The sequence below is a fragment of the Parvibaculum sp. genome (genome assembly GCF_019635935.1).
Lineage (GTDB): Bacteria > Pseudomonadota > Alphaproteobacteria > Parvibaculales > Parvibaculaceae > Parvibaculum.
Window position 1 is genome coordinate 1 of the sequence record NZ_JAHBYN010000002.1, and the last position, 19,719, is coordinate 19,719.

22 protein-coding genes are annotated in these 19,719 nt (G+C 61.0%); 5 read left to right on the top strand and 17 right to left on the bottom strand.

The window, feature by feature from the left end:
* Positions 1 to 424: 424 nt before the first annotated feature.
* Positions 425 to 796, bottom strand: a complete 372-nt coding sequence (locus tag KF719_RS17500; protein WP_213333551.1) for a hypothetical protein — start codon at positions 794 to 796, stop codon at positions 425 to 427.
* A gap of 93 nt (positions 797 to 889) precedes the next feature.
* Between KF719_RS17500 and KF719_RS17505 the strand changes: the two genes are divergently transcribed.
* The 3 genes from KF719_RS17505 to KF719_RS17520 all read left to right on the top strand — a co-directional run bounded on the left by KF719_RS17505 (position 890) and on the right by KF719_RS17520 (position 2,357).
* Complete coding sequence (locus tag KF719_RS17505; RefSeq protein ID WP_213333550.1) at positions 890 to 1,126, top strand: helix-turn-helix domain-containing protein; 237 nt, start codon at positions 890 to 892, stop codon at positions 1,124 to 1,126.
* Complete coding sequence (locus tag KF719_RS17510; RefSeq protein WP_213333549.1) at positions 1,123 to 1,413, top strand: hypothetical protein; 291 nt, start codon at positions 1,123 to 1,125, stop codon at positions 1,411 to 1,413. The genes KF719_RS17505 and KF719_RS17510 overlap by 4 nt, the downstream gene beginning before the upstream one ends.
* Before the next feature lie 314 nt (positions 1,414 to 1,727).
* Positions 1,728 to 2,357, top strand: coding sequence for a hypothetical protein (locus KF719_RS17520; protein WP_213333548.1), 630 nt, complete (start codon positions 1,728 to 1,730; stop codon positions 2,355 to 2,357).
* A gap of 76 nt (positions 2,358 to 2,433) precedes the next feature.
* Here the strand turns inward: KF719_RS17520 and KF719_RS17525 are convergent, their stop codons facing one another.
* The 16 genes from KF719_RS17525 to KF719_RS17600 all read right to left on the bottom strand — a co-directional run bounded on the left by KF719_RS17525 (position 2,434) and on the right by KF719_RS17600 (position 16,571).
* Positions 2,434 to 2,913 (bottom strand): hypothetical protein, encoded by a 480-nt coding sequence (locus tag KF719_RS17525; RefSeq protein ID WP_213333547.1) that lies wholly within the window; start codon positions 2,911 to 2,913, stop codon positions 2,434 to 2,436.
* Between the two features lie 8 nt (positions 2,914 to 2,921).
* The gene (locus tag KF719_RS17530; RefSeq protein WP_293510710.1) at positions 2,922 to 4,532 is read right to left on the bottom strand and encodes a terminase TerL endonuclease subunit; all 1,611 of its coding nucleotides are present in this window, start codon (positions 4,530 to 4,532) and stop codon (positions 2,922 to 2,924) included.
* Entirely contained in the window at positions 4,529 to 4,921 is a 393-nt protein-coding gene (locus KF719_RS17535; protein WP_213333545.1) for a phage terminase small subunit P27 family, read from the bottom strand. The genes KF719_RS17530 and KF719_RS17535 overlap by 4 nt, the downstream gene beginning before the upstream one ends.
* A 9-nt stretch (positions 4,922 to 4,930) precedes the next feature.
* Positions 4,931 to 5,572, bottom strand: a complete 642-nt coding sequence (locus tag KF719_RS17540; RefSeq protein ID WP_213333544.1) for a phage head-tail connector protein — start codon at positions 5,570 to 5,572, stop codon at positions 4,931 to 4,933.
* 7 nt (positions 5,573 to 5,579) lie between these two features.
* On the bottom strand, positions 5,580 to 5,972 hold the full coding sequence (locus tag KF719_RS17545; protein WP_213333543.1) for a hypothetical protein: 393 nt from the start codon (positions 5,970 to 5,972) through the stop codon (positions 5,580 to 5,582).
* On the bottom strand, positions 5,969 to 6,853 hold the full coding sequence (locus tag KF719_RS17550) for a hypothetical protein (protein WP_249731078.1): 885 nt from the start codon (positions 6,851 to 6,853) through the stop codon (positions 5,969 to 5,971). Before KF719_RS17550 ends, KF719_RS17545 begins: the two co-directional genes overlap by 4 nt.
* Positions 6,804 to 9,614, bottom strand: coding sequence for a tape measure protein (locus KF719_RS17555; RefSeq protein WP_213333542.1), 2,811 nt, complete (start codon positions 9,612 to 9,614; stop codon positions 6,804 to 6,806). Before KF719_RS17555 ends, KF719_RS17550 begins: the two co-directional genes overlap by 50 nt.
* Entirely contained in the window at positions 9,614 to 9,958 is a 345-nt protein-coding gene (locus KF719_RS18165) for an HNH endonuclease signature motif containing protein (RefSeq protein ID WP_213333541.1), read from the bottom strand. The genes KF719_RS17555 and KF719_RS18165 overlap by 1 nt, the downstream gene beginning before the upstream one ends.
* 124 nt (positions 9,959 to 10,082) lie before the next feature.
* Complete coding sequence (locus KF719_RS17565) at positions 10,083 to 10,502, bottom strand: hypothetical protein (protein ID WP_213333540.1); 420 nt, start codon at positions 10,500 to 10,502, stop codon at positions 10,083 to 10,085.
* 28 nt (positions 10,503 to 10,530) lie between these two features.
* On the bottom strand, positions 10,531 to 11,706 hold the full coding sequence (locus KF719_RS17570) for a phage major capsid protein (protein ID WP_213333539.1): 1,176 nt from the start codon (positions 11,704 to 11,706) through the stop codon (positions 10,531 to 10,533).
* Positions 11,703 to 12,248: an HK97 family phage prohead protease gene (locus KF719_RS17575; protein WP_213333538.1), complete on the bottom strand. Its 546-nt coding sequence runs from the start codon at positions 12,246 to 12,248 to the stop codon at positions 11,703 to 11,705. Before KF719_RS17575 ends, KF719_RS17570 begins: the two co-directional genes overlap by 4 nt.
* Positions 12,245 to 13,507, bottom strand: a complete 1,263-nt coding sequence (locus tag KF719_RS17580; protein ID WP_293510713.1) for a phage portal protein — start codon at positions 13,505 to 13,507, stop codon at positions 12,245 to 12,247. The genes KF719_RS17575 and KF719_RS17580 overlap by 4 nt, the downstream gene beginning before the upstream one ends.
* A 376-nt stretch (positions 13,508 to 13,883) precedes the next feature.
* Positions 13,884 to 14,780, bottom strand: coding sequence for a hypothetical protein (locus tag KF719_RS17585; RefSeq protein WP_213333536.1), 897 nt, complete (start codon positions 14,778 to 14,780; stop codon positions 13,884 to 13,886).
* Entirely contained in the window at positions 14,780 to 15,001 is a 222-nt protein-coding gene (locus tag KF719_RS17590) for a hypothetical protein (RefSeq protein WP_213333535.1), read from the bottom strand. The genes KF719_RS17585 and KF719_RS17590 overlap by 1 nt, the downstream gene beginning before the upstream one ends.
* 604 nt (positions 15,002 to 15,605) lie before the next feature.
* Complete coding sequence (locus tag KF719_RS17595; RefSeq protein ID WP_213333534.1) at positions 15,606 to 15,863, bottom strand: DNA-binding protein; 258 nt, start codon at positions 15,861 to 15,863, stop codon at positions 15,606 to 15,608.
* Positions 15,864 to 15,878: 15 nt separating this feature from the next.
* A complete protein-coding gene (locus tag KF719_RS17600; protein ID WP_213333533.1) occupies positions 15,879 to 16,571 on the bottom strand; it encodes a hypothetical protein in 693 nt (230 codons plus the stop codon).
* 127 nt (positions 16,572 to 16,698) lie between these two features.
* Between KF719_RS17600 and KF719_RS17605 the strand changes: the two genes are divergently transcribed.
* Positions 16,699 to 17,841, top strand: a complete 1,143-nt coding sequence (locus tag KF719_RS17605) for a site-specific integrase (RefSeq protein ID WP_213333532.1) — start codon at positions 16,699 to 16,701, stop codon at positions 17,839 to 17,841.
* An 856-nt stretch (positions 17,842 to 18,697) separates the two neighbouring features.
* Entirely contained in the window at positions 18,698 to 19,603 is a 906-nt protein-coding gene (locus KF719_RS17610; RefSeq protein ID WP_213333429.1) for an AraC family transcriptional regulator, read from the top strand.
* The last annotated feature ends 116 nt before the right edge of the window (positions 19,604 to 19,719 follow it).

Consider the following 19,719-nt stretch of genomic DNA (forward strand, 5'->3'; position numbering starts at 1 on the left):
ACCAATTCACCCGCCAAATCAATGGTTTGGCGGGTTTTTCATTGCCTGAAAGGCCGAAAAAGCGTGTTGCAGGCTCCTGCAACGCACTACCATATTTTTCAATACGTTACGGAGGGGTGTCCGCTCCTCCACGCAACACCGGTGCAACACGAAAGGCGACATTTGTTCGCTATGCGTTCTTGGGAGAAAGGCAGCCGAAATGGGGCGCCTCATCGCCCCAACTTTCTGACGACGCCCCGCTCGACCGTCCTCCTCGGCAGTTGAAGCCCCGCCTCCTGGCCTTCGCTCGCGAATAGCTCCAGCCCGGGTTCATCGGGATAGCCCGCCCGCCTGTACACACAGGGTCGGACATAGGCGATGAAGCTTGGGCTCCCCCATTGGGCAATCTCATAATAGCCGGGGCCGTCATATTTGGGCTCGCTCGTCATGGCCGCGCCTCCCGGAGCTGGGAGAACAGCACCAAGGCCTTACGGGCCAGCCCGTTGGCCTGGAGCGCGCTCCAGATGATGGCAGCTTCGTTCTGAGCGTCCCCTTCGAAGCGCTCACGCTCGATCGTCAGCATCTCAACGAGTCGTGTCACGTGACACAGGTCGCAAAGCGTGGCCTCCAGATCCACCGAGCTCACGGCATACCGTTTGCGGCTGTCGTCAGGCATGCCGCGCGGCTTCTTTCGTTGCCCTGCTAGACCGGTGGCATATTTCGCCCCGTCAGCCTCCATGGCCTCCGCTGGCGTTTCTTCGGGCATCAGGAATTTGGGCAAGCCTCGGGCGGCTGCCGGAACGGTACGGTTCGGCATTGAGATTGCTTCTGTGAATTGATTTCGCTACTGTGTGTTAATGATAACGCATATTTTCGCTACGTAAAGTCGAAAATATGATAAGGTAGCGAAATGACACCAGCTCAATGCAAGATGGCACGCGCCGGCCTTGGTCTAGGCGTTCGAGAGCTAGCCGACCTCGCGAAGGTCAGCACGAACACCATCACCCGTTTGGAAGCGGGCGAGGAACTCAAAGAGCGCACCGTTGACGCTATTCGCCATGCCCTTGAGGCCGCTGGCGTCGTCTTCCTCGCTGACGGGGAGACATCGACAGGCGGGCCAGGGGTGAGGCTGAGGAGCGACGCATGACCAATGGAGATCAGCCTGGGCCATCCGTGCACCTAGCACTGACATCGGATGAGGCGTTGGTTCTCTTTGAATTTCTCAGCCAGGTTTTAGATAGGCGAGAGCTCAGCCATGTGGCAGGTGACGCTGAACGCCGTGTTCTCTCGGCTATGGTGTGCGATCTGGAAACGACGCTAAGCGCCCCATTGGCAGCTGATTATCATCTCCAGCTCGCCGCCGCGCGGCAGCGCATCGCGCATTCGGCGGAAGGCCTGAAGCCGGACGAGCTGAGCGCGGAGAACGACGGGTGAGGGATCGCACGCTGCGACCATTTATGCAGCGTGCTACGTGTTGACATATGTTTACACACCGGGGGGCATCGGTTATAACATGGCGAAACGGCCACGACATCCTGACAAGCACGTTGAGGAAGCTGTTGCTTATGCCGAGGGCAAAGGATGGCGGTTCGTAAAAGGCGAAAATCACTGTTGGGGTAGGCTTTTCTGTGCACACGCCACAAGAGAGGGATGCCGGATTTCTGTCTATTCGACGCCAACGAACCCATTCAATCACGCTAAGGCCATTAAACGCACCGTTGATAAATGTGACCATGAGGAGGGGGACGATGCAAACGCATGAATTCACTATCATCGCCTCTGGCCTCGATCCGGAAGCAGCGGATTTCGAGGACCGCTTTTATGAGGCTGGCTGCGGTGACGCGACTATATCAATTCAAAAAGGGGCTATTGTTCTCGATTTTTCGAGAGAAGCTAAGACATTTATTTCTGCCGTGATCACGGCAATAAGGGATGTAATGAAAGCAGGCGCGCGAGCGGAACGCATTGAGCCCGACAACTTAGTAAGTACATCAGAAATTGCTAGTCGCGCGAGCCTCACGCGAAGCGCTGTTTCTCATTACACCACGGGCAAGCGGGGGTCTAACTTTCCTCCCCCAGTTGCACGCGTCACGACGGAGAGCCCGCTTTGGGATTGGGCTGAGGTCGCTCACTGGATGTATCGCCACGATCTTGATTTTAGCCTTGTCCGAGTCGTTAAGGCTAAAATCGTTCGTGATGCGAACGTGTTGGTGGAAGTGTACGCGCAAGGCGCCGTGTCCGGGCATTCCATGCGCGTGAGCGGTCCGCTCATGAAGGTGGCGAAGAAAATCACTCAACCTTCGGGAAAGCCGGCGTCAACTTCATCCGGAACGACAAAACGGTATGAGCCGCGTCAAAGGGTGGCTGCAAGTCATTGATTTCGAACGGCGCAAAATTGCGCTCACGGGCAAGCCCTTGATATCGCACACGGAACGTAGAATTGCGTTCCGTGCCTCACGCGGCCCTGCGCTCGTCCATCAGCGCGATCCTCTCCGCAAGCCAACGCCCGAGGCGGGCCACGTCGAGAAGAACGCTGACGGTCGGCAGCTCATCGAATGCGTCGAGCGAGCGGCTGGCATCGATATGGATCACCTCCGCGTCACCATCGCGGCCCATGGCAAGCGCCACCCAAAGCGGCCGGCTGAGGTCATAGAGGCGCAGGGCTTGGCCTTGCTCGAGGTGGTGAATGCTGATGATGGCCGCGATCGTCTCGATAACGGCCTTGCCGGCGCCGGCTGGCGAGATCTCCGAGCGGGATAGAGCCCGCGTCACCGCCAGTTGCACGAGCTCCCGGAAGCTATAGCGACGATAGCGGCCTTGCCCCTCGCCAGGATCGAGAGCAATACGCACGAGATGCCCGACCACGGGCTCAGTCACGCCAAGGATTGCGGCAACCTCCGGCCGGCGAAAGCTGCGCTCGTGAAGCGGGAGCATGGGCGACCTCATAGGAATAGCAGCCCGTCCGGGCGCTCAGTCTCATAGATGCGCAAGGCGTTGCTCTCGCCCGCCTCAGCCTGCGACACGGCCATGGCCGCCGCCACGATGAGGTCAACCGAACCCTTGCTTTTGGTCTTGCGGATGAAGGGCAGCGAGGTGCCGTCCGAGATATCGACATGGGCGCTCTGTATGTTCCAGCGGAGAACGGGGGAGCCGTCATGGCGAATGCGGCGGGCGATGAAGAGGCGTTGCAGGATGGCATAGGCCGGTCCCAGCAAGCTGCGAAGCTGGGGAAACTCCACCATGGGAAGGTCATCCTCAGCGAGCCGGGAGGCCAGGCGCACCGCGAATTTCGGATCATAGGCGATGCTTTGCACGTCGTAGAGCGCATTCAGCTCGCGAAGCTTCGCCTCGATCGCGTCATCCCCGATGATATCGCCGGGTAGCACGGTGAGATGCTGGTCTCTCTCCCATTGGCGCATAGGCAGGCTGGTTTCAGCCTGGCGCTTGCGCAACGCTGTTTCCGGCAGGATCGGAAACGGCAGGATGAGGAAGTCTTCCCCGCGGCGGAAGCAGACGACGATGGCGGTGAGGTCGTAGGTCCGGCTCATGTCGAGCCCGATCCAACAAGCTTCGCCCTCCAGGTCGGCGGGATCGATCGCCTCGCGGCATTCATCGAACACCGCCATATCGATCAAGCCGCCCGTGGCGCTCGTCTTCGGCCGCCGGTTGAGGTGGAGCCGCTCGAATTCGATCCGCATGCGCGGGATCTCACGAGCAAGGCGCACCTCGTCATGCAGGGATGGCAGGTCGGGGAAATCGCCTTCGACTAGGCCGGGATTGGCAAGGCGCCAGCCCTCTTCGTCATCCCAAGCGAGATGATCGGGAGCCGAGAAGAGAATCGGGAGGAAGGATGGATCATCGATCTCACCGGCCGCGACTTTCAACGCATAGGCGTAGAGCTCATCGAACAGCGGGTTGACGCCCTCCTCGGGTCCCATGGTCGTGGTGACGATGAGAAGGCTGCCGGGCACCTTCGAGAGGCCGGTTTTCAGGGCGCTCCAGAGCTCATAGCCCTTCCACACATGCACCTCGTCCGCGAGCACCACGGTTGGCGTCTTGCCGTGCTGCGCATCGCCGTCCGCGCTGATGGCCTGATAGACCGATCGGGATTTCGGGTGCTCGATCCGGCTTTTCGTGTCGCGGACGCGGCAGGCTTTATGAATGCGCTCGTCGAGAAGCACCGATTCCTTGGCCTCGTCGAAGGCAATGCGGGCCTGCGACCGATCGGAGGCGGCCGAAATAACCTGCCCGGCCGGCACCTGCTCCGGACCAATAGTATGCGCCAGGGCGATCACGCTGGCGAGCGAGGTCTTGCGGTTGCCGCGCGGCAGCATCAGGAACACGGTGCGCACCTGGCGCCGGCCCGCGTCATCGGACGGACCATAGATCCGGCTCAAGATACGCCGCTGCCAGCGCGTGAGCACCAGCCGCTGCCCCGCGGCCTCCGATTTCGGGTGCCGCAGAAGCTCAGAGAAGGTGAGCACGCGCGCAGCCCTGCCGTCAGGGTCAGGAATCGGGCTATCGTCGAATACCCATGCCGGCGCCGTCATCATTCGATCCCCAGTGAGCTATAGGGATCGCCCTTGCCGGCCTTTGGCGGGCTGGCATCGCCATTGCCGATGATGCCGAGCCGCTTGCCAAGCTGGAGCATTTGAGCGGAAGCCTTGTTGCGCCCGCCGATCAGCGGATGCGGCTTGGGAATGCCATCCCGGCCCGTGATCATGAGCGGCTCGCTCTGCAAAGCCTCATCCATGCGCCGGATCAGTGCGACCGTGCTGCAATATTCCGCGAAGGTCGTTTCCGTCACGTCGGTGAGAATGCCCCGCTCAGCGAGGCCCGCCGCGAGCTTCAGCCACTCGGTGCGCGCGACCTCATCGGTAAGCCAGGCCGGTGGCGGCGGCCCCTTCCGCTTGCGGCCTCTCAACGCGACAACCTTCGCCATCCCCGCCCCTCAGAAAGCCATCTGCCGATAGGGCATGAGAAGGGAATTCACGATGTCCCGCGACATGTTCGATACCGTACGCGGATCCAAATATTCCCACTTTCCCACGCCGTCGATTTCACTGCTCCGCATGTCCGCGCTCTTGTCGGCAAGCAGGTAGAGCTGCCCCACCATGAGCAGGATCGCCTCGCGGATAGGCTCCGGCACGGCCGCGGCATCGGCGTAGCCGCACTCAAAGGTGACGGACACCGATGCGGGATAACATCGCGTTGCCGGCCATTGATGGCCAAAGGCGGGAATAATCCGCGCCTTGTCGCTGCCGATCACCTGATATTCGCTTGTCGGCAGGGTGGCGTTGATACCGCCCGAGGGCGGCACATAGCTGACGCTTTCCACCGCCTTGATCGGCGGCAGCGGCAAAATGATCTCACAGGGGAAGCAATCGAGGTCGAGCCGCCACCGCTGGGGCAGCAACGCGCGACCGAGAAGGCCGCCGATACCGTCGAGGCTCGCGGTCGCCGCTTTGGCGAGCGAGGCGAGTAAATCCGCCCGCGCATCGTTCTTGATGTCGAGGTGAGCCTTGATTTCGTCGATGCCGACGACCTCGCCAGATGGCGGCGTGAGCAACGTGAGCCCGTCCATGGCCTTCATTTTTTCCTTATCCTGCCGAGGGAAAATCATCCGGGTGTCCCACGCGAGAGCCCCCCGCCGGTCCCTGCCCCCCTTCGCAAAGTTTCTGACCTCCCCCCGCCTTGGCCTTGACATTGACCTCGGCAAGCATGGCAGCCGTCTTGTCGATGGTGTTCGTGAGAGCGCGGAAGGAGGCATCGCAGAAGGCCTGCGTTTCATCGTCGGTGGCGCCGAGCTCCTTCAGCGCAGCCACCTTCTTGGGCATCTCGATGCAGGTGTGCACCTCCCAGAACGCCTTGAGGTGAACATCCCACTCTTTAGGCGGGCGCTCGGCAATGCAATGGCGCATGACGAAGACGGCAACCTGCCGGCCATGCTCACGGCCGGCGGCCCGGATCAGACGAAGCGCGGCGCTGCTCATCGGCCGGCCCTCGCCAATGCGCGGCGCTGCTGGCGGTTGAGCGGGGCGGCAGCGGGGCGGGGCGGCAAGAGGTCCGGCCCGATCTCACCGCGTCGATATTGCTCGATCCAGAGCGCCTCATCCTTCCGCTTGACGAAGGACGGTGCGACGATAGGAAGGCGGGCGGCCTTGGTGTCGGCCTCGGGCTCAATCGGCAATCCGACTTCGTCAGGCCATTCGTGGATGACCTCTTGCTCCACGCCCTCGCGCGTAACGGTCGAACACCAGATCTCACCGCCGACGCAATGGAAGGGGCGCGGGAAGACGCGAGGGGCCGTGAGCTGGCGCCGCTGGGCTTCCATCAACGGGATGCCGTGCCGGACCGGATCGAAGATTTCGGGCTGCCAGTCTTTACCCGGCTCCAGCCCCTCGCGATGGAGGCGCCAGTCATCAGCCAACGACAGGCCCGGGCCAAAGACATATCCGCTCACGTCGCCGTCGAGGTCATCAATCCACACATAGGAAGGGTCTTCGCTGAGCGGGCTTGGCGATGTCAGGGTATACGAGCGCGGCCTGTCGACTTGTTCGCTCCATCCAAGGGCCCTGATGCTAATGATCGTCTGCCCATGTAACTCGCCGCGCTGCACGGCGGCGCGGTGCTCCCGCTCGATGAGCGGCGCGCTCTGCGCAATGAAGGCATCGAAGGACGGAAAACGCTCAGCTACAACAAAGGCAGCGACGATGCCCCATATATGACCGCGCGAAGAAACCACACCATTCCAACTCTCAATGGGAATGGCCTTCCGGTCGAATCTGGTGAGGACGCCTTCAGCATCGTATATGGAGGAGTCGCTAAGCAGCCAGGCGCGCTGCGTACTCACGACGATATTGAGCGCGGACATGGTCTCGATCCTTCTTTCTTTGAGTTGGGCCGCCATAGGCACCGGCACCGCCTCCAATGAGCGCTGCCGCGCCGGCGATCGCCCATCCAACCGGCCCCGCCATTGCGCTCGCGCCCAAGATCGCGGTTGCGAGTGAGGCGCCGCCCAGGCCACCGGACAAGGCGCCGGAGGCCGCTCCCATCATGGGTGAGCCGGCCTGTTGTCCCATGCTGTACGAACTAGCTATTGCAGCGACGCCGACCACACCTTGCAGGAGCTGCTTGCCGGACATGCCGAACAGTGAGAAGGCAGGATTGCTGCCGTCGCCGCTCGACGCCGCATCATTGGCAAAGCCCTTCAGTCCGGCCCGGGTCCCGTCGGAGACAGCCGAGCGGAAGGCCTTGATGTCATTGCCCATCAGCATGCCGAAGACGCCGCCCGTCTGCCCCTGCTGGTTCGCCTGCATGCCAAAGAGGCCAGCGAGCGGGCCTTGACCGATAAAGGCAGCGTTGATCAGCATGTCCTGAAGCGAGGAACTGGCGCGGCCCAAGGCTTCGGCGAATGAGCCGGCGCCCTGAGTGAGGCTCTTGAGAATGTCCACGCCCATCTCACCGAGAGCATTCTGCGCATCGTTGAGCGCGTCCTGAGCGCGGCGGGTTTCGTCAATCTCAGTCTTCAGCCGGGCATAACGGCCGGCCTCTTCATCGATCTGGCGAAGCATGTCCGCCGTGAGGGGCCGCTTGCTGGCAATCGCCTCCCGCTCCAATTCTCGGGCGGTCTTGAGCTTCAGCACCTCTTCGGTGCTAGCGCCGATCGTCGCAAGCTCGATCTGCATATCGGCATTGCTCTTATGCAGCCGATCAAGAAGCCGGTCGTAGGAATCCGAGGTTGTACGATTGGCGGCCGAACGGGCCGATCCGCTCTTGGCTGCCGCCGCCGTGGCGTTCGCCACCTCTTGAGCGTAGGTTTTCTGGCTCTTGGCTAGGTAAATATTGACGTCAGCCTCAGCGACGCCCGCGGCCCGCATCTCATCGGCCGTCTTCTTGCGGGCCTCAAGGCTCTTTTGGGCATCCGATACAGCCCGATCGAACGGCCGCAACCCGTTGCGGACAGCATCCTGACTGGTCTTCTCAAGCTCCCGATTGGCATCGGCAAGCTTCTTGATCGGAGCAAAGGTGCGGTCGATATTCCGGCTGATGTCGTCGAGGCCTTCAGTCGGGCGGGCTATAGCATCGATGGTCTTAGTCGGCAGCTCCTCAAGCTCCCTGCGGAAATCCTTCACCTCCGGAAGCACGCCAAGCATGCCGCGAATACGTTGCTGAATAAGGCGATCAGCTTCAGCCGCGGCCTGCGCACCTGAGAGATCAGCACCCCAGAGGCCGCCCGCTGCCGCGAGGCCCTGCGTGACACGGCCGGCCGGCGATTGTGATTCCTTCGCCTGGTTGAGAAGCCCCTGGATTTTCTTCAGCTCAATATCGCCAGGCATCGCCCTGACGCCTGCCGCAATCCGATGGACTTCATTGGCTATCGCGGACAGGGCGCCCGCCACGCTTGCCGAGATGCCAAGCACCTGGTCGAGCGCCGCGCCAAGTTCGGTGAAGGCGGTAACACCATTGGTGGCAGCATCCTTCATCGTGACCTTGCTGCCACGGAAGGCGCTGTCAATGTCATCGGAGCCCTTCACAATCGCGTCGAAGACGCGGGAAGCGGAGAGACGGCCTTCCTCCCCGAGCTTCTTCAACTCGCCAATGCCGACGCCGAATTCCTTGGCGATCAGCCGGGCGAGCGGTGGCGCACCTTCAAGCACGCTGTTCAGCTCATCACCGCGCAAGGCGCCGGCCGCCATCGCCTGGTTAAGCTGGAGGATTGCGCCCGCCGCTGATTCCGCCGACACGCCGCCAAGCTTGAAGGCCTTGTTGATTGTCTCGGTAGCGCGCGCAACGTCCTGCTGCGTCTTGCCGAGCTCCTGGGTCGAGCGCGACAGGCCGGCATACAAGGTCACGGTCGGCTCGAGCGCGGTGCGGGTGTTCAGCGCCAGGTCGACGAGCATCTGTTGGCGGTCGCCAAGCTGCTGAGCAGATACGCCCGCCGCCTGCAACAGGTTGCCGTATCGCGTGTACTGGTCACCAGCGGCAGCAATTGCGCCACCGGCGACCGCAACCGCCCCGGCAACTGCCGCCACACCACCGACAAGCCCGCCAATGCCGGATAGGCCCATGCTGAAGCGATCGAGCCCGGGCACCGCAGCCTGAGCAGCCATCAATACCTGATTGAAGCTCCGGCCGATGTTGTCGTTTGCCGCGGCTGCGGCCCGCGTGCGCTCAGCCGACCGCGACAGGGCCGCCGATGCCGCATCGGCAGATCCTGCCTGCACAGCGAGGCGCGCATTCACCGTGGTGACGACGCTGGCGAGCTGAGTATGACCACGGGACGCGATCGCCGCCGCGTTGGCCATCGTGCCATATTTCCGGGTGATGCCTGCATAGGTCGCTTCAGCACGTTCGCCCGATATTGCCCCGCGATCCAGCGCGGAACCGAGCTGCTTGATCGCCTTTTCCATCTGCGAGGCTTTGGAATAGCCCTCGATGTACTGGCGGCTGAGGCTGGAAACAGTCTTGTCGGCCTTGCCCAATGCTGCGTCTTGCTGCGCCAGGGCCTGCCCAACTTGCTGGGAGGATCGCACGCCCGCCGCATCAGCGTCGGTCTTCTCTTTCATCCCGCGGGCATAGCCGCTGGCGTCCAGATCAGCTGAAACCCGGAGGCTGGAAAGGGCAATGGCCATTATCGTGTTCCTCGCCCGAAAGCTTGCTCACGGGCAGTGCGAGCGGAATGATGCGGCTTGCAGAACGGCCTCAGGTTCGACCATGAAAGCCTCAAGTCAGGTCGCTGCCGCACGCTGATGACGTGATCAACCTCGGTCGCCCGCGCCGTGCAGCCGGGCTGGCAGCACATGGGATGAGCAGCAAGGAACAGAGCGCGCACCGCCTGCCATTCGCCGTCATAGCCGCGCTGCCGCGCATTCGGCCGCCGTGCATCCGCGTCACGCTTCCGCGCGGCCCGGCACTGGCACACCGCGCCAGGTGCGAGGAGACGGCCGCATGAACAGATTTTCGGCGTGCGCTTCATGGCTCCACCACTGAAATCAATTGCCGGGGATGGTGAGATTGACGGCTCAAGAACTTTGCCCGCGCGCCGATCCCGCCTATCGTTATTGGACGCCCCGGCCCGCCCTCATGGGAGCGCAGGCTGATCAGGTGACAGGAGCGACAGCAGGGTTGCCGAGGATCGCAATGGCCGCAATCGGGCTGTTGCCGCTGTCGGCGCCGGTCGGCGTGATGGTGAGGCGCGTGTAGCGCTTGGAACCTCGGTATCCGAGCTTCCGGGTTTCGCCATCGTCGGTGAAGTCGAAGCCGGCCACCGCCTCGGTCCCGGTCAAATACTTGTCGTCAACCGCCGTGAAGCCGGTGCCGGCGGCGTCTGATTCTTCGATCGCGACGGTATAGCTGGCGTCAGCGTCCGACAGAGTGCCGAGGACGATGGCGTAGACCAGGCTATTGAAGCCCAGCCCATCGATGACGGTTCCGACCAACGGCGTGCTGCCGAGGTCGGCGTTGGCTGCTGGCACGATGACCGGCCGCACAGCGATATTCGATGCAAGATCGCGCATCATTGTCGTGGTGTCCTTTCTGTGCTGGGGCTCAGCTCGTGGCCGTCTTGAGCTTGCGGAAGCGCGCCGCCTGGAGCACGCGGCCTCCCGTGCGCCGCGTCGCATGGATGCGCGTGACGCCCCGGCGCGCTTGCGTGTAGGGGTCCGACAGAACCGACAGGCTCAGCCGGTCGATGATGCGGTACGCGCTGAAGTCGCCAAAGATGATCGGAAACTTGCCGGCGCCAATGTCGGGCAGGTCGACCATTTCGAGCACCGGCTTGCCGAGCAGCATTTCGGGCTGGCCCGCCTGGTAACTCGGCTGCCAGAGGTAAAGGCCGGCGCCGTCCCTAAGCTGGCGAACAGCCGCAAGCGTATTGCCGTTCATCGCCCATCGGGCGCCAGGTGCATTACGATAGGAGGGCGGAAGCGCGTAGAGCGGTTCAATCAGCTTGTCCGGGCTGACTGCCGTCGCGCTGCCGTTCACCGTGTGCTGGATCTCAGCATTCGTCATCAGGCCTTCGGGCTGCTTGGAGCCGCTGCCGTTGACGTAGGCCTGTGCTTCCGCCCTGCCGAAATCCTCCGCAAGGGCGAGGCGCACTTCCGCTTCAGCCTGCCCTGCGCTATCGCTCAGCAACTCATTCGAGATATCAATGTGGGTTGTGAGCTTGTGGGCCGGCACTTCCAGCATGCCGAAGCCGACCGTCGATTCCTCGCTCTCCTCCAATTCGTCTTCCCATTGGGCTGACGTGATCGAGGCGCGGCGCGGATATCGGACTGAGGGTGCTGAGGTGGTGCGCACCGAGGCCACAGAACGGATCGGTGAGAACTCCACGAGGTCACGGATGAACTCGTTCACCGTCTCCGGCGGCGCCAGATAGCCGGCCTGCGGATCTGACGAAACAGTGAGCGCGCGCAGCTCCTCGGCAGGGGTCTGGTTGCCAAGGCGGATATAGGTTCCGAAGGCCTCCCGGACCTCTGCGGCCGCGGCGTCCGTCGTCGCGGTGCCACCGCCCGGGCGCTGGGTGCGCAGGTCGATCGCGTCCAGCCGCTCGGTGATGCTGCGCAACTCGGTCGTGATGCGCTGGTCCGTGGTGGTCCGGTGCTGGTCGACAGCGGACCGGAGCTCATCGACAGCCTGGACGGCAGCAGCGATGTCATCGCCGCCTTCGTTGCGCGTTTCGATCGGATCAGCCGATCGCAGTTCAAGAGGAAGCATATGCTTCATCGTGTCGTTCCCCTGATGGAAAGTGCGGCGCGGCGGGCCGCCTCGGTCAAGGCCGCTGCGCCCGCGCTTCGCACGGACACGACCCGCGCTCGTGGCGAGGCGGGGAAAGCAACGAGGGAGATCTCTGCGAGGTCCGCATCCGTGATGACGCGGACGCCTCGTGTGTCGCGCTCAGCCTTGCGGACAGAGAAGCCGATCGAGAGGCCGGACAGACCGCCAGCCAGCAGCAGGGCCCGCGCCTCCGCGCCGCGGCTCGTCTCGGTGATCAGCCGGCCCACGACCTTCAGGCCGCGTTCGTCTTCGGAGACCGATGTCCACACGCCGACGATTTCGCGGGGATTGTGCGCCCACAACATGACCGGCCGGGTGCCGGCCCGGCCGTGCTCGACAAGGGAGCGACTGAAGGCACCCCGCCGCACGGTTTCGTTGAAAGTCGGAACATGATCGTCCCACACGACCGCATAGCCTTCAAGCGTGCCCGCGGCCTCGTCGACAGCGAAGCGAACCTCCGATGCTAACAAGTCAGGGGTTTCGCGTGTCATGCTGCGGCTCCTTCCGGCTCGGTCGCGCCGCCCTGTCCGGCTTGCCGGATCAGTTCATCGCCGCCAGCGATAGGCGGGCGATTGTCGAAGCTGCGAATTTCGTTCGGCGTCAGCCAGCTCCCGCCGCTGGCCTGCCGATAGGCCGTAAAGCGGGCTGCAAGGTCGCCGCGCAACATGTCGTCAAAGACGGCCTCGACGAAGAGCTCGCTGCGTTCTTCCTGCGTCAGAAGCGCGCGCTCCAAGGCCGACTGCCAAATCTCTGTCCAAGGCATCAGGCAGGTCTGAATGTACTGGCGCATCAGCTCTTCGACGTTGCGCCAGGTCGCGCGGTCGAGATCGCCAATCAGGGTGCCCGGCACCTTGAAGGCGCGGGCGATCTCTTGAACGGCTAGCCGGCGCAGATCAATGAACTGGAGATCGACGCTGCTGAATGTGAGCGGCTTAAAGTCGATCCCAGCCTCTAGAACCGCTGTGTCGCCGCTACGCTCCCCGCCGAAGGCCTTTTTCCAGGACTTTCTAATGCGCTCAACAGCAGCCCCGGCGAGACTGCCGGGCAAGCTCAGAATACCTGACGGCCTGCCACCGTTCGCAAAGATGCGCGCTTGGTGTTCCGCCATCACCAGATCAAGCGCGATGGCCTCGCGACAGAGATCGATCAGGCAAACGAGCCGGCCATCGGCGCTGCCAGGGGTCGGCAGGTAGAGGATATCCTGCCAACGGTAGATTTTCTCTACGCTGCCGTCCTGCACGCGGAAGCGCGGCTCCGGCCCTGTGGTGTCTCGGGTCACGCTGGTAGGGATGAGCCGGTGAAGCTCGCGTGGCTGTCCATTCACGCGGATGACAAGCGCATAGCCTGCGCCATGGAGAAGCCCGTCGAGCTGGAGCGCGGTGCGCGTCTCAACGCCGCCGGCCCACGGGCACCAATCGCCAGCCAGAAGCGCGGCAGCAGGATGATCCGTGTCTCGCTCTCGGGCTCCGCTGTTGCCGCGACGGAATAGGTGAAATGGCAGAGATCCGACCGATTCAGAAATAGCACGGCAGGCCGCGAGCGTGGTCGGGCTGCGCAAGGCTGTCGTGGCAGAGACGGACACTCCTGCGGCGGTCGGCTTGGAGCCGAATATTTCGAGCAGCAAAGGAGACGGCGTCGCAAGCGATCGCTGCTCGTTCGGTCTATTTTTCTGCCAAAACCATTTCACTGAAATTAAATCCAGCCTGATTCGCTGAATAAATCCGGTACCATCTTTCCATTCGTCAAGCAAATATGCCCGACATCACCTGATTTACGCTTGTCGATTATTTGATACCACCTGCGATGAATTGCGAAAACATGCTACCATCTGCAAAGAGCGATGAATTATCCACAGCGGTCGTTTGGCCAACTTGGCGCGTCACTATCGCAACGGGGATGTGCGCTGCGTCGCTTCGCCTGGCTGTGAAGCGCGGGCTCATACCGGCGCCCATCAAGACCATGGGCAAGCTCGCATGGGACCCCGAAGGCGTCAGGCAATTCGTGAGCCGTTACGGGGAATTTCTCGACCTTCGCACGCTCTCAGCGCCGGAGAACTTGAGAGCACGCCCAAAACGTGGGAGGCCTCCGAAGGCCCCTGAGGCACGGAAAGAACTGCCACAGCGCCACTACCGGCCGGCGTGGTGAAGGCGCTCTAGGTAAGCGATTTTGCTCTGAGCCTCCGAAAGATCGTTCCTAAATCTATCGCGATCCTCGCGGGCATCTGCCAACATCCGCTGAGTGACCGCGAGATCACCTTCGATCTTACTTCTCTTGTCGCGGGCTTTCTCGACCGCATCATTTGCCGCTTTCAGCTTTTTCTTGAGATCTTCGACCAGCTTAACGGTGAGTGTCTCGCCAATAACATCACGCTCGGCAGTGGTCATGCCAGTGGCGATTTTCTCAATGCAGCCAACACGGCCGATCCGCTTGATCGCTTCGTCCAGGATCTTCTCAGCGTCATCGACGACGGTGATTGTCTTCGACCGCCATCCCATCTCGATAGCAGCGCGGTTTGGCTTCACATCGCCAGCTTCGACCTTGGCGAGAAGGTCCACCGCTTTGGCATCGCCGGACTCGGAAGCTTTGCGGAGGCGGCGGATGGCGGATTGGGAGGAGTTGCCGGCAGGGCGCGATGTTGAGACATCGTGTACATTGTCAACGAGGTCGGTCCGGGCACCTTGCTTCCGCACCCCAGCCACGGCCTTATCCCACAACGCCAGCGTTGCAGCGTCGGTCACGAGGAAGCGGCGGACGGTGTCATAGGTGCTTTCGAGGCCAACAGGATATGGAAGGTGGACGAACTCATGGAAGCTGATAGGTGGCTGCTTCGTGCCGCCTGCGAAGATCCGGTCACATTCCCAGACGCGGTGCTTGAACGCTTCGCGCATAAAGATCGGTATTTGATCGATCCCTCGCAGTGCTCCATTCAGAGCGTCATGGAGGCTCCTGACGATATCCTGCCGGTTGATCGCCTCGTCATTACCCGGGACATCCGACTTTCGAAATGTATGGACGTTCGCCATCAAGCCGCCCTCTCGATCTCCTGCAGGAATTCGGAAACCTCATCCTCAGTCAGCCCTTGCTCAGCCAGTCGCTGTCGCCAGGCCCGGAAGCTCGTGAGCTTCATGCAAAGGTCCATGCCACGATTGAAGCTGCCATCTCCTGCGAGAAGCGCGAGCTGCTGGCCCGCGTCGTTGCCTTGAGGAGGGAGTGGCGTAATCGTCCTCGCGCGTGCGTGCGCCATAGCTCTATTCTCCACTGGTAGCTCTGAAAGTGAAGGTGTACCTATAAGGTGTACACGTGGTTCTAGGACCACGTTGCAAGGTGGTTCTACAACCACATCCCCCCTCGGCTTACGTGGTTCTAGGACCACGTCTCTTCTGTTAGGACGTGGTTCTACAACCACGTCTACTGATCGCTTGGGACGTGGTAATGGGACCGCGTCTTTTCTCATCTGGGGGGCCAGTCGACGAGCCTTACGCCCCTCCATTCGTTTGTCGCGTGCCTCTATAAGACGGTCCAGGATGGCGTTTATCGGCGCATCGCTGAAGCGGTATCGGGAGGCTTTTCCGCCGCGTCCTGGCTCTACGGTCCACCAGCCGAGAAGCGACAATTGCTTGCGGGTCTCGTTGCAGGTGAAGCGGCTCTTGCACCCCGGAACTTCATCCCGGATCGTATCGTCTCCGATGATCCCGATGCGGGTTTCGGAGTTGATGGCCTGCATTACCCGGAATGCTATACGGAATTGAACGGCCGTGATCCGGTCATCGCATGCCATTCCGTTCAGGATATCGAGCTTCCAGCTCGTGAAAGAGGCCGTCGAGGACGGATCATCGGCCACATGAGCCTCATGCCGCCGACGACCGGCGTTCTTGCTCTTCGATCCACCGGAGGATTGTCGAGCGGCGTGAGCAGATCGTCTTTCCGATACGAAACGTCGGCATTCCAAGGTGTTCAGCCGCGTGATAGACACGCCTCTGTGCCGTGATCGTCGCTTCCCCGTACATGAATTGTGCGATTGCCTTGGCACCGTTGAGCAGGTCATCGCTCAGCGCGGGCAAAGCTCCGCCGTTCGCACCATCGCGGCGCGGTGTGTCATGTTCCATTACTTCACCTATGGCTTATTTCAGCAGGGCTGCTACGACAGCAAAGATAGTCTTGTTCGTAAATGATGACGTATCTCTGCGGTCAGATCGGTGTAATTGAATGTCGCTTCGTGCACATTCAAAAATAAGCTTATCCTTCACGACGTAACCACGCCGATATTCATTGAGATCGCTATGGCCGCTTTCCCGTGCCAAGTGCCAAATCGACGCCTTAGCTATAGGTCGCTCGAATTCCACTTCAATGAGCGATGTCCTGTCTGTGATTTCGACAACTTCATCATAAGTAGGCACACCTTGCCATTCAGAAGAGCTGTTCATTTGCTGCTGAAGCTCATTAAAATGGAATGGATCGCCGGCCTTTGGCGTCGCCATCATCAGTAAACGCTCAAGAGCACTGCTAAAAGACGCGTTTAATGGGATGGAAGAGCTGATACTGATATTGCCCGATTTAATATTACTCTCGGAAGTGCGAGTAAGCGATCGAAATGCAGAAACCACATTCTCTGCATCCTTAGCCATTGAGGTTGCATTCACCCCAATAAGTAAAGCCGTGGCATCAGCATAGGTCATCTTAGCCGCGCCACGCCCGCGCCCAGCCTGGCTAATAAGCCCTGCCTCCCGAAGGTAGCGGGCCACGCCAGTTACGAACGATTCTTCAATTCCCTCAACCGTTGCGATCGCCTTCACAAGTTCGGTTAGGAGTGCCATCGCTTCGGTCCTTTTTATATGCAATCATCGCAGATGAACGTCAAGCGCTTTTTCTGCTATCGTTCCCGATAAAATCTAGATACCCTGCTTTCTCCCTCATCACATCAATATTTTTCAAGGGGGTACGATGGCAACAATCCGAAAGCGAACCCTGCCCAGCGGTGAAATCCGCTGGCTGGCAGACTACCGAGACGTTGGCGGCAAGAGGCGAGCGAAGCAGTTCGATCGCCGAAAGGACGCCGACGCCTGGCTCACGAAGGCAAAGCGGGAGGTACAACTCGGGCTACACGTCGCGGAAAGCGATTCCCTGACGATCAGCGAGGTAGCTGATCTCTGGCTTGAGCGTGCCGAACGGAAAGGCCTGGAGGCATCCACAACCGCACAATACCGGCAGCACGTTGACCTTCACATAAAGCCGCTGATCGGTGGCACCAAGCTCGCGAAGCTCACAATCCCCGGGGTGCACTCCTTTGCCGACAACCTCCGCGAAGGCCGATCGCTTGCCCTGCAAAAGAAGATCCTCGCGAGCTTGGGAGCAATTGTGAGCGAAGCCGCCCGGCGCGGGTTGATCGCTTATAATCCCGTGCGCGAGGTGAAGCTCTCTTCAACCCGACGCGGCCAGGAAGCCAAGCAGTGGCCGACGCAAGCGGAGCTGAAAGCGATTCTCAAGGTGGCTCCAGAGGCGCACAGGGCCCTCATCTTCACGGCCCTATTCAGCGGCGCCCGAGCTTCGGAGCTGCGCGGCCTTCGCTGGCAAGATGTGGATCTGAAGGCCGGAGCGATGCACATTCGCCAGCGTGCCGACCGATACAACGCTATAGGGGCTCCCAAGACCGCTGCCGCAATTCGGGACATCCCGTTGACGCCGGGGGTTGTCGCCTTGCTCCGTGAGCACAAGATGCGGAGCACCTTCAAGAAGGACGACGATCTCGTTTTCCCGACCGGCGCGGGCAAGGTAGAGAGCTTGGCCAACTGGACGAATCGCGTGATAGGCCCCGTACAGGTCCTCGCGCGTGTCGTTCGATATGTCGACGGAGAGGACAAGGACGGGAACCCGATCAAGGTCGCGAAGGGCAAATTTGGGCTGCACGCGCTCCGCCATTCCGCGGCAGCGCTCCTGGCGCGCGAGGGAATGGACGTGAAAGCATTGCAGAGAATGCTAGGGCACGCCAATATCTCGACGACGATGCAAATATACGCTTATGCGATCTCAACCCTGGACGAGGATCGCGCGGTACTCCAGAATGTTGAAAGCAAGTTGATCGGCTGATGCAACACGCGTGCAACACGTCTATATCAAGCCGTTGAAGAATAAGTACTTATAGTTGCATCATAATCCGCGTGTCGGGGGTTCGAGTCCCTCCTCCGCTACCAAATTTATTCAATTGAATTAATTTCTTATAGAGAATGGCTGTAGAGCGACGCAGCTCTCAACCGTTTTCTAGACACTTTGCCTAGACACTTTTGTGCCTCTGATGTTCTCATCCTCGTACACAACCGTACCTGATTTCCGGCCCACGTGTTCCCGTTCCGTTCGGGACGTGGCTCTCCGCACGGAGGGGGCGTGGGTTTTTCCACCTTGTAAGATATGGAAAAGCCTCGCGGCACTCCGTCACTTCCGAGCGCAGGGAAGCCGCGTCACATGACACAGGTCACAGAGCGTGCGTGGCTTCCGGCTCGATCTCGCTCAGAGAATAGCGTTTTGGGGCCGTCGTTCGGCATGCCTCTCGGCTTCTTTCTCCGCCTCGCCAGGCAGGCGGCATCTCTTGCCGTCAGCCCCGGGGTCGAGAGCGATGCGCTCGAGATGCGCCACGACGGGATCGGTCACGCCAAGGATCGCGGCAACCTCCGGCCGGCGAAAGCTGCGCCCGTGAAGCGGGAGCATGGGCAACCTCACAGGAACAGCAGCCCGTCCGGGCGCCCAGTCTCATAGACGCAAGGTGTTGCTCTCGCCAGCTTCAGGCTGTGACACGGCCACGGGCAGCTTTCTTGCGTCTGAAGGTGCGGCTACACTCTGAGCTATGTGCGGACACCGTCGTTGTTCCGACGGGGGAGCGCTGGACAAGAGCGGTATGCCGTGCCTCTGTTAGCGGCGAGGGCATCCATCCAACTATTGGCGGTAGGTCATGTCAGGCGCCTATGGCGACAAACTTGGAGACTCGGTCGGCGTTAAGTCCCCGCCGACGATCGAAGCTCGATTGCTGCAGACAGCTGATTTCATGACAACTCATCTCGCCTGGGAGGAACGCGACAGCGAGGCGGCCACGCGGATCGGGAGGGAAGACGCGTTTCTCGTTTTTCTTCAGAGGCGGGCAATCCCGGCCAATCCCTATTGGATCGACGGAAAGCCTGTCGATATGAAACCTCTTGATCGCGGGCAATTCCTTCTGCTCGATCTCCATCAAGAACACCAGTCGATCGTGCGCGCCGCTGTCGATTGCTTGGCCTTCTACGTGCCGCGCGCCTCCTTGGACCTCATCGCCGAGGAGAACGAAACACGGCGGCCGATTACATTGCGTGCCTCGTTTGGAGATCCGATCGATGATCCCGTGATCTGGCATCTCGGAGAATGCCTCCTACCCGCCCTCCATCAGGGGCCAGCAATCAACCGGCTTTTCATTGATCATGTTAGCCTCGCGATGGTCACGCATTTGGCAGCCAGGCATGGGGAGGCGGCTGCCTGGCCGACGCCGCGCAGGTCAGCGCTTGCAGCGTGGCAGGAACGCCGCGCCAAGGACATGCTGCTGGCAAACATGGACGGCAAGATTGGACTTGAGGAACTAGCGCGCAATTGCGGCCTTTCACGAGCTCATTTCGCTCGCGCTTTTAAGGCGACGACAGGACTGACACCCATGCGCTGGCTCTTTGCCCAGCGAATCGAGCGTGCCAAAAGCTTGCTGCTGAATTCGGCGTTGCCGATAGATGAAATAGCTCATTACTGTGGCTTCGCCGACCAAAGCCATTTCACCCGCGCGTTTAGTGGCGCCGTGGGCGACACGCCCGGAGCCTGGCGGCGCAGCCGCAAATTCTGAAGGCTGTTGTGTTAATGGTGCCCGTCTTTTCTTGCATGCTTCGTCTATCGAGAATGTGAGCTAAGTCTGCGGTTCTGTTTTTCGACAAAAGCACTGCCATACAAAAAAAGCACTGG

Bases quoted from the DNA above. Each gene is read 5' to 3' on its own strand.
- KF719_RS17500 (WP_213333551.1), bottom strand. From the start codon at position 796: ATGCCGAACCGTACCGTTCCGGCAGCCGCCCGAGGCTTGCCCAAATTC.
- KF719_RS17505 (WP_213333550.1), top strand. From the start codon at position 890: ATGACACCAGCTCAATGCAAGATGGCACGCGCCGGCCTTGGTCTAGGC.
- KF719_RS17510 (WP_213333549.1), top strand. From the start codon at position 1,123: ATGACCAATGGAGATCAGCCTGGGCCATCCGTGCACCTAGCACTGACA.
- KF719_RS17520 (WP_213333548.1), top strand. From the start codon at position 1,728: ATGCAAACGCATGAATTCACTATCATCGCCTCTGGCCTCGATCCGGAA.
- KF719_RS17525 (WP_213333547.1), bottom strand. From the start codon at position 2,913: ATGCTCCCGCTTCACGAGCGCAGCTTTCGCCGGCCGGAGGTTGCCGCA.
- KF719_RS17530 (WP_293510710.1), bottom strand. From the start codon at position 4,532: ATGATGACGGCGCCGGCATGGGTATTCGACGATAGCCCGATTCCTGAC.
- KF719_RS17535 (WP_213333545.1), bottom strand. From the start codon at position 4,921: ATGGCGAAGGTTGTCGCGTTGAGAGGCCGCAAGCGGAAGGGGCCGCCG.
- KF719_RS17540 (WP_213333544.1), bottom strand. From the start codon at position 5,572: ATGAAGGCCATGGACGGGCTCACGTTGCTCACGCCGCCATCTGGCGAG.
- KF719_RS17545 (WP_213333543.1), bottom strand. From the start codon at position 5,972: ATGAGCAGCGCCGCGCTTCGTCTGATCCGGGCCGCCGGCCGTGAGCAT.
- KF719_RS17550 (WP_249731078.1), bottom strand. From the start codon at position 6,853: ATGTCCGCGCTCAATATCGTCGTGAGTACGCAGCGCGCCTGGCTGCTT.
- KF719_RS17555 (WP_213333542.1), bottom strand. From the start codon at position 9,614: ATGGCCATTGCCCTTTCCAGCCTCCGGGTTTCAGCTGATCTGGACGCC.
- KF719_RS18165 (WP_213333541.1), bottom strand. From the start codon at position 9,958: ATGAAGCGCACGCCGAAAATCTGTTCATGCGGCCGTCTCCTCGCACCT.
- KF719_RS17565 (WP_213333540.1), bottom strand. From the start codon at position 10,502: ATGATGCGCGATCTTGCATCGAATATCGCTGTGCGGCCGGTCATCGTG.
- KF719_RS17570 (WP_213333539.1), bottom strand. From the start codon at position 11,706: ATGAAGCATATGCTTCCTCTTGAACTGCGATCGGCTGATCCGATCGAA.
- KF719_RS17575 (WP_213333538.1), bottom strand. From the start codon at position 12,248: ATGACACGCGAAACCCCTGACTTGTTAGCATCGGAGGTTCGCTTCGCT.
- KF719_RS17585 (WP_213333536.1), bottom strand. From the start codon at position 14,780: ATGGCGAACGTCCATACATTTCGAAAGTCGGATGTCCCGGGTAATGAC.
- KF719_RS17590 (WP_213333535.1), bottom strand. From the start codon at position 15,001: ATGGCGCACGCACGCGCGAGGACGATTACGCCACTCCCTCCTCAAGGC.
- KF719_RS17595 (WP_213333534.1), bottom strand. From the start codon at position 15,863: ATGGAACATGACACACCGCGCCGCGATGGTGCGAACGGCGGAGCTTTG.
- KF719_RS17600 (WP_213333533.1), bottom strand. From the start codon at position 16,571: ATGGCACTCCTAACCGAACTTGTGAAGGCGATCGCAACGGTTGAGGGA.
- KF719_RS17605 (WP_213333532.1), top strand. From the start codon at position 16,699: ATGGCAACAATCCGAAAGCGAACCCTGCCCAGCGGTGAAATCCGCTGG.
- KF719_RS17610 (WP_213333429.1), top strand. From the start codon at position 18,698: ATGTCAGGCGCCTATGGCGACAAACTTGGAGACTCGGTCGGCGTTAAG.